Genomic DNA, 6000 nt, shown 5'->3' with positions numbered 1-6000 from the left:
AGGCGATAGCCACTCTGGCCGGATAGATACGCTTGGACTAATTTGATTTTGAACGGCAAATCATATTTTGTCATTGAAAAGACCCCTAAAAGTTGAATGGGTGTCCAACTTTTTGGGGTCAGTTCAGGATGTGGGAACGGTTTGACGCGATACCAGCCGACCGGCACGCTGTCGGACGGGTTGTAGATCAGGCGCGGCAGCGGCTGCACGAGCACCGTCCAGGCCAGCGCAGCGAGGCCGACGGCGGCGAAGCCCGCCAGGACGATGCGAGCGCGCCAGCGTGAGCTAGGAAACGGCGCGACTTCGGGTGTGCGGGCGGTGGTGGAATCGGCGGTCATGACAGCACTCTCCCAGCCAGCCAGGCAGTGTGCCGCTCAATGGTGTATTCGGGCAGCGCCAGGCGGGCCGCCAAACGGTTGCCCAGCGTGCGCCAGTACGCTGGCGATGTGGCGGCGGGCACGATGCCCAGCGCCTCGATGGCGTCAATGCGCTCCAGCACAGAACGAACTAGATGATTGCCTTCGACGTTCAGCAGCAAACGCGCACCGGGCTGTACGCCGGGAATGCGCAGCGCCGCGTCCAACGGTGTGCAAGCCTGCATTACCATGAGCTGCCAGCGTACCGTGCCGTAATCGCTGGCCTGCCAGCGGACGCGGCAGAATATTACGCCCGGCATAAACACCGCCCAGCGCCGCCAGCGATCCAGCCGGATCATGTGTGCCGGTTCGCCAAAACGCAGATAGAGATTAAAATGCGGTTCGATCGTGGCCAGCGCCACGCGCGTCAGCGGCACGCTGTTGGTTTGGTTGGCAAGCGTGGCGGATAGCGGCAGCGATGCCGCCGTCGCCGCGCCCGTGGCGGACGAGGCGGAGGTATTCATGGCGTGTCCTCTTTGCGATGTGCTGGAAACTCGCGCTCCAGCAGACCGCGCAGCAGGTCGGCCACGGTCAGGCCTTGCGTGAAGGCCGATACCTTGATGCGCGCCCGCATGGCGGGGGTGATGTCCAGCGTCAGGCGGGCGGTGTAGCAGTCGCCCTTGTTCAGTGCGCTGGCCTCGCCCTGGCGAATCCAGGCCTCGGCGTGCGGATTCGCAGGCGGACGCGCGCCGATTCCGACGCGCTTAGCCGGACGTTTGCTGTTCAGTGGCGGCTTCGCTGTCATGTCGGCCACCGCAGCAGTTCATCGACCAGCGCGGTGATTTCACGCGCCGCCGCGCTGTCGGGCGCTGTCTCGCGTGCAAGTCGCCCGGCGGCCACACTGTCGGCAAAGACGATTCTTTGCCGAACCTCGGCGCGCAGCGCCGGCAGCGGCTGATCGGCCAGCGCCTGGCGCGCTTCGCGTCCAATGACGGTGGTACTGACCCGTCGATTAATGACAAAGGCCGCTCGCAAAGCGGGCCGGAAGACCTGGGCTTCACGGATAAGCGCCACCATCTCGGCACTGGCCCACAGATCGTAGGGGCTGGGCTGCACGGGAATCAACACACGTTCGGCTGCCAGCAGCGCGGAGCGCGCCAGGGCGGCGATGCGCGGCGGGCCATCGATCACGACATAATCGGCCCGTCTGGCCAGTTCCGGCGCTTCCTGATGCAGTGTTTCGCGGGCCAGACCCACGGCGCTGAACAGCCTTGGCAAACCTTGCTGACTTCTACGCTGCGTCCAGTCCAGGGATGAACCCTGCGGGTCAGCGTCCAGCAAAATGACATGCTGACCACGTAGCGCGAGTTCTCCCGCGATGTGTGTGGCTAGAGTGGTCTTGCCCACACCGCCTTTCTGATTAAGCAAGGCGACGATCATTGCGCAGCCCTCCCATCTGGAGAACCTGTCTGTTCTTGTCTTGCCAAACGGGCACAGTGCTTCGGCTGGTTTCGCTGTTCAGACTGTCCTGATTTTGAATTTTTGGAAATTACCCATGGAAATGGCGCATCTGTATTAAAAGTTAGAGTAGTTAAGTTAGGTAAGTTAAGGGGCACGCAAACCCAGTAATGGCGAGGGGTTGCGGCCGTTTTTGTTGCCTGATAGCACGAGGGTTTGTTGCCTGATAGCACGAGTGTTCTGTTGCCTGATAGCACGACACTATCCACAGGATACTCACAGCTTACCCACAGACTTATCCCCGTGCCGTAGGCAGCACGGGCCGGAAGGTGAGCAACTCCTTCTTTTCCCTCGGTATGAGTACGATGCCCAGGACGTAGCCCGGTAATGATTGCCGGGCCACCAGGGTGCGCAAGTCGGCGGCGAAGTCGTAGAAGCGCGCCGCACTGCCGGATTTGCGGTACAGGTGCCGAAAGTCGAACTGCCAGCCATGTTCCTGGCGACCGCCGTGCTTGCGCACCAGCCGGTACAGCCAGCGTTCGATACCGCCCGTGAGCCGGAAGTACGCTGGGTCGATGGTCAGCACCAGGGCGGCATCGAGCACGCCGGCATAGAACCAGCCCGGCAGGATGAGTTCGATACCCAGCGGCTTGCCGTTGGTATCGGCCAACTCCTTCCATTCGTTGATCCACGAAAAACGGTGCAGCCGCCGCCCCGTGGTTTCGCGGATGGAGGTCGCCACCGTGGTCGATTGCAGACGGTCCAGCGCCGCTTTCAAACGCTGATAGTCGCGCACACCCGTGCCGCGCCCGATGAAGCGCAAGATCTCGTAGGGACGTACCTGCATCAGTCGTGAACTGCGAATGCCCGCATCGCGGGCTTGCACGATCTGGCTGGCGGCCCAGATCAGAATGTCGGCATCCCAGATGGTGGCGATGCCATACTCTTGCGTACCCTCCACGCGGATGGTGACGTTGCCGCTGCGAAAGTCGATCGGTGCGGTGCGCCGCGACTTCGCCAGCGAGAAAAAGGGATAGGCCATCAAGTCCTGGGCATCGCGCGGTGCCAAGTCTTCGCCTGGCAGTGCCCGAAACAACTCCAGTTGTTCGCGCTGCTGCACGGGTCGCGGCCGTGGTGGCGGCGAAGGACTCGGCATGGCGGTGAGTACCGTCGCGCCGACGATCAGCGGCCATCACGATAATCACCCGCGTGACGCTCGGCATATTCCGGGTCGGACGTGGCCTCATAGCTGCGTGCATCAGCCCAGGCATCCAGATCGGCCACGGCGTACATGACGCGCCGGCCAAATTTGCGAAAGCGCGGTCCGCCGCCGATCACGCGCTGCTTTTCCAGCGTGCGCGGCGACAGACGCAGGTAGTCCGCGGCTTCGTCGTTGGTGAGATAAGGTTGGGGCTGCACACGCGCCGAGGCGGGAGCGGCGGCAGGTCGTAAGGGTGCGGGTCGCATAAGGAGAACCTCCATCGGTTGAGAACGCCCGGCCACACAACGCGGCCGGATGCAGACAGTCTCAACAAAGATGAGGCGCTTGCTCAGGGACGTTTTACAAGAAGTGCGAAACGTCCCCCTAATCATCCAACGGCAGCAATGGAAGCTGCACCAAGCGGCGGTAGCCGCCGCGCATGAGCGCATCGCCCCGACGCACCAACCGCCGCACGCGGGCGCGCAAGGCGCTGTCAGCGTGCCAGTCGGCCACGACGGCATCCACACCAAACAGGCCTTGGGCCACCTCGCGCAAGGACGCGCCCGCCAGCGCCGCATCAAGCGTCTGCAAGGTGTGCAGCTCCAGCAGGGCGGTCGGTGTGGGACGGGAACGGGTTATGGCCACAGGCGTGATCTTCGTGGCGGCGGTCAGTGCGTCCAGCCTGGCGGCGAACAAGCGATACCGCGCGCTCGGCGTGGCACAGGCTCGAACGGCGTAAAGATAGGCCATGCCGTCTTGCAGATCGGGAGCCAGTACGAATCGCAGACTGCCGCCAGGCCAATACGCCACCAGCACCAGGCGCTTGCCATCATGAATCAGGTGTTTGCGCCCTGGGATATGCCAGAACGCAAAGGCAGCCGCATTCGGTGGCGGGTCGGCATCCGGGTGGAGCTGCACTGCGATGTCGTGATCGGAAAGCCAGGCGGCGTGAGCATCGCGGGCATCCAGCGCTGGATTTTCCAGCAGGCGCAAGCCCCAGCGACGCGCCGCATCAGGGTGGCGATGGCGGCTCAGCCAGTCGAGTCGGTAATCCGGGTTTCTGCGCAGATATTCCCAAGCCAGTGAAGCATCATCCAGATGCAGCGTATAGAGATACGCCGCTGTCGGATACCAACAGTGATGGGCGGTGAACGAATCGGCCATGACGCAACCTCCTTTGACTCAGCGGAGGCGACCTCATAGAAAAACAAACACAACGCCGTTTCAATGCGTTAGGATTTAATAACTAATCGCATAATATGAAACTAAAAACATCAAGTCCGATTGCGTCTTAACCATTGCGCTGTTGATCTGAATGCGTCGCCAACGCCGCTAAATAATCAACGTGCAGCACCTATCACCCTGCCGCATTACGCGCAAAAGATCATGACTATTTAAGTCTGAACCGCTGCGTTTTCCTGCAACGCTCATGATTCAGACCGTACCGGTCTTGAATATGACCGAAATAGTCTCAATGCACCTTGATTGAATGGGTTGCTTGCGTGTATTGCAATAGTCCATTCAATCCGTGATCGAACCATTTTCTTGTGCCAGGCGCACGTATTCCAAGAGCGGGCGCACCGCCTGGAAATAGCGGTCGCGCATCACAGGCTGCTTGCACGGGCCGACGATGGAGGCCAAGGCGGAAAGCCGCACGGTGCCCAGCTCCGGCATACCTATTCCCAGATCGATCAGCCCATAGGCCGTGTCGCCGTCTTGCGGATCAAGGCTGGCCAGCAGCCAGGTCGCATGCGCGTCCGGCGTGAATATCCGCACAACAGGCGGCGGGTCGATGCGCTGGCCCGCAGCGCGAGCCTGCCCGTGGGCGAGCAGTTGTGCGCGTTCGTCGTCGGTAATGAGTGGCTGGTTCACGTATGCTCCGCCAAAGCGTAAAGCCGTCGATCTGTCTTTGTGCTTTCCTGCAAAGACCCGCAAGCAGTTTGTCTCGAATCCGTCAAAGCGGGCAATCGCAATGCCGGTTGTGCGCAAACCATCAAAAGCACAATAGTAAACCTCCGCTTTTGAAGAAATTCGCCCATACGGATTTCCGTAATTAAACAAGAAAAAGCTGAAATTTGGATTAATGAGTTAAAGATAACGTGGTTTTAATTGTGCCGAAGAACGACGCTTCTGTCTATGCAAAAGCGTCCCATCCAGCGCGGCCGACCCACCGGCGCCACCACTTTCGACGCCGAACTGGCGCAAGCCTTCGGTGCAGCGGTGCGCGCGCTGCGCACCGAGCGCGGCATCGCACAGGAAATGCTGGCGAATCTCGCCAATGTTGAACGCTCCCACCTGGGTAAGATCGAGCGCGGCGAACACACGCCCACCCTGGCGATTATCTTCAAGATCGCCGGCGCGCTGGAATGCAGTACGGCCGTGCTCATGANGGACAGAAGCCCAGCTTACCCAAGGCAAGGTCTCAGAATAAGGTCTGGGGCGGCCGCGCAGCTATGGGCCGTCGGGTGGACAGGCGCCCCGCCAAAAGGCGGGGCGCTGTGGTTTAGGCCGCCTGCGGCTTGCTGCGCGTCCACAGCAGATCATGCGTGCCATCCTCGCCTTCGATCAGGCGAGCGTAGACGGTGGCCGGGAACGTGGGGTCGTCCAGGGTGACGGACAGGTATTCCCGCCCGGCCTCGCTGGTTTTCTTCCACGCCGCGCCGATGTCATTACCGGCGGCCTGCAAGCGAAAGTCGGGGGCTTTGTCGTTGTCGCCCTTGTCGTTGGCGACCAGCTTGACCTTGGCGTTAAGCGTCAGGGTGCGCAGGGTGCCGGTGTAGCCGTTGTTGTCTGCGGTGAAGGTTCCGATGTTAGCCATGGTAATACTCCTTTCAGGAATTCAAGGTCGCGCCAGTGCGTCCTTGTTGTGATCCGGTCGGCGGGGGTGGGCGGGCCGCACCGCGCCAGCGGCCGTAACAGCGTGAAGGGCCGGGAAGCACATACAATTTGTCTCGCGAGGAAGCCGATCGCGGCGGCGGGGAAATT

The 6000-nt window shown here is 61.3% G+C and carries 8 protein-coding genes and 2 pseudogenes; 1 reads left to right on the top strand and 9 read right to left on the bottom strand.

Annotation, left to right across the window (positions count from 1 at the left end; translation table 11 throughout):
• The 8 genes and pseudogenes from IE074_RS14850 to IE074_RS08030 form a co-directional block, all read right to left on the bottom strand.
• Window positions 1-338, bottom strand: a pseudogene (locus tag IE074_RS14850) (S26 family signal peptidase); the annotation flags it as partial.
• Window positions 335-880, bottom strand: a complete 546-nt coding sequence (locus IE074_RS08060) for a DUF2840 domain-containing protein (protein WP_189384954.1) — start codon at window positions 878-880, stop codon at window positions 335-337. The pseudogene IE074_RS14850 and the gene IE074_RS08060, both read right to left, overlap by 4 nt.
• Window positions 877-1161, bottom strand: coding sequence for a chromosome partitioning protein ParB (locus IE074_RS08055; RefSeq protein WP_189384953.1), 285 nt, complete (start codon window positions 1159-1161; stop codon window positions 877-879). Before IE074_RS08055 ends, IE074_RS08060 begins: the two co-directional genes overlap by 4 nt.
• On the bottom strand, window positions 1158-1796 hold the full coding sequence (gene parA, locus IE074_RS08050; protein WP_189384952.1) for a ParA family partition ATPase: 639 nt from the start codon (window positions 1794-1796) through the stop codon (window positions 1158-1160). Before parA ends, IE074_RS08055 begins: the two co-directional genes overlap by 4 nt.
• A gap of 313 nt (window positions 1797-2109) precedes the next feature.
• A complete protein-coding gene (locus tag IE074_RS08045) occupies window positions 2110-2970 on the bottom strand; it encodes a replication initiator protein A (RefSeq protein WP_189384951.1) in 861 nt (286 codons plus the stop codon).
• A gap of 26 nt (window positions 2971-2996) precedes the next feature.
• A complete protein-coding gene (locus IE074_RS08040) occupies window positions 2997-3281 on the bottom strand; it encodes a helix-turn-helix transcriptional regulator (protein ID WP_189384950.1) in 285 nt (94 codons plus the stop codon).
• Window positions 3282-3399: 118 nt separating this feature from the next.
• On the bottom strand, window positions 3400-4179 hold the full coding sequence (locus tag IE074_RS08035; protein ID WP_189384949.1) for a DNA -binding domain-containing protein: 780 nt from the start codon (window positions 4177-4179) through the stop codon (window positions 3400-3402).
• A 357-nt stretch (window positions 4180-4536) separates the two neighbouring features.
• On the bottom strand, window positions 4537-4887 hold the full coding sequence (locus tag IE074_RS08030; RefSeq protein ID WP_189384964.1) for a DUF2958 domain-containing protein: 351 nt from the start codon (window positions 4885-4887) through the stop codon (window positions 4537-4539).
• A gap of 264 nt (window positions 4888-5151) precedes the next feature.
• Here IE074_RS08030 and IE074_RS08025 point away from each other — a divergent pair.
• Window positions 5152-5409 (top strand): annotated as a pseudogene (locus tag IE074_RS08025) (helix-turn-helix domain-containing protein); the annotation flags it as partial.
• Between the two features lie 109 nt (window positions 5410-5518).
• Here the strand turns inward: IE074_RS08025 and IE074_RS08020 are convergent.
• The gene (locus IE074_RS08020) at window positions 5519-5833 is read right to left on the bottom strand and encodes a DUF736 domain-containing protein (RefSeq protein ID WP_189384948.1); all 315 of its coding nucleotides are present in this window, start codon (window positions 5831-5833) and stop codon (window positions 5519-5521) included.
• Window positions 5834-6000 lie beyond the last annotated feature (167 nt).

It is taken from the genome of Advenella faeciporci, assembly GCF_014652395.1.
GTDB classification, from domain to species: Bacteria; Pseudomonadota; Gammaproteobacteria; order Burkholderiales; family Burkholderiaceae_B; genus Advenella; species Advenella faeciporci.
The sequence above is the reverse complement of the archived record's forward strand: the minus strand, read 5'-3'. Positions and strand labels throughout refer to the sequence as shown.

Bases quoted from the DNA above. Each gene is read 5' to 3' on its own strand.
- IE074_RS08060 (WP_189384954.1), bottom strand. From the start codon at position 880: ATGAATACCTCCGCCTCGTCCGCCACGGGCGCGGCGACGGCGGCATCG.
- IE074_RS08020 (WP_189384948.1), bottom strand. From the start codon at position 5,833: ATGGCTAACATCGGAACCTTCACCGCAGACAACAACGGCTACACCGGC.
- parA (WP_189384952.1), bottom strand. From the start codon at position 1,796: ATGATCGTCGCCTTGCTTAATCAGAAAGGCGGTGTGGGCAAGACCACT.
- IE074_RS08035 (WP_189384949.1), bottom strand. From the start codon at position 4,179: ATGGCCGATTCGTTCACCGCCCATCACTGTTGGTATCCGACAGCGGCG.
- IE074_RS08055 (WP_189384953.1), bottom strand. From the start codon at position 1,161: ATGACAGCGAAGCCGCCACTGAACAGCAAACGTCCGGCTAAGCGCGTC.
- IE074_RS08045 (WP_189384951.1), bottom strand. From the start codon at position 2,970: ATGCCGAGTCCTTCGCCGCCACCACGGCCGCGACCCGTGCAGCAGCGC.
- IE074_RS08040 (WP_189384950.1), bottom strand. From the start codon at position 3,281: ATGCGACCCGCACCCTTACGACCTGCCGCCGCTCCCGCCTCGGCGCGT.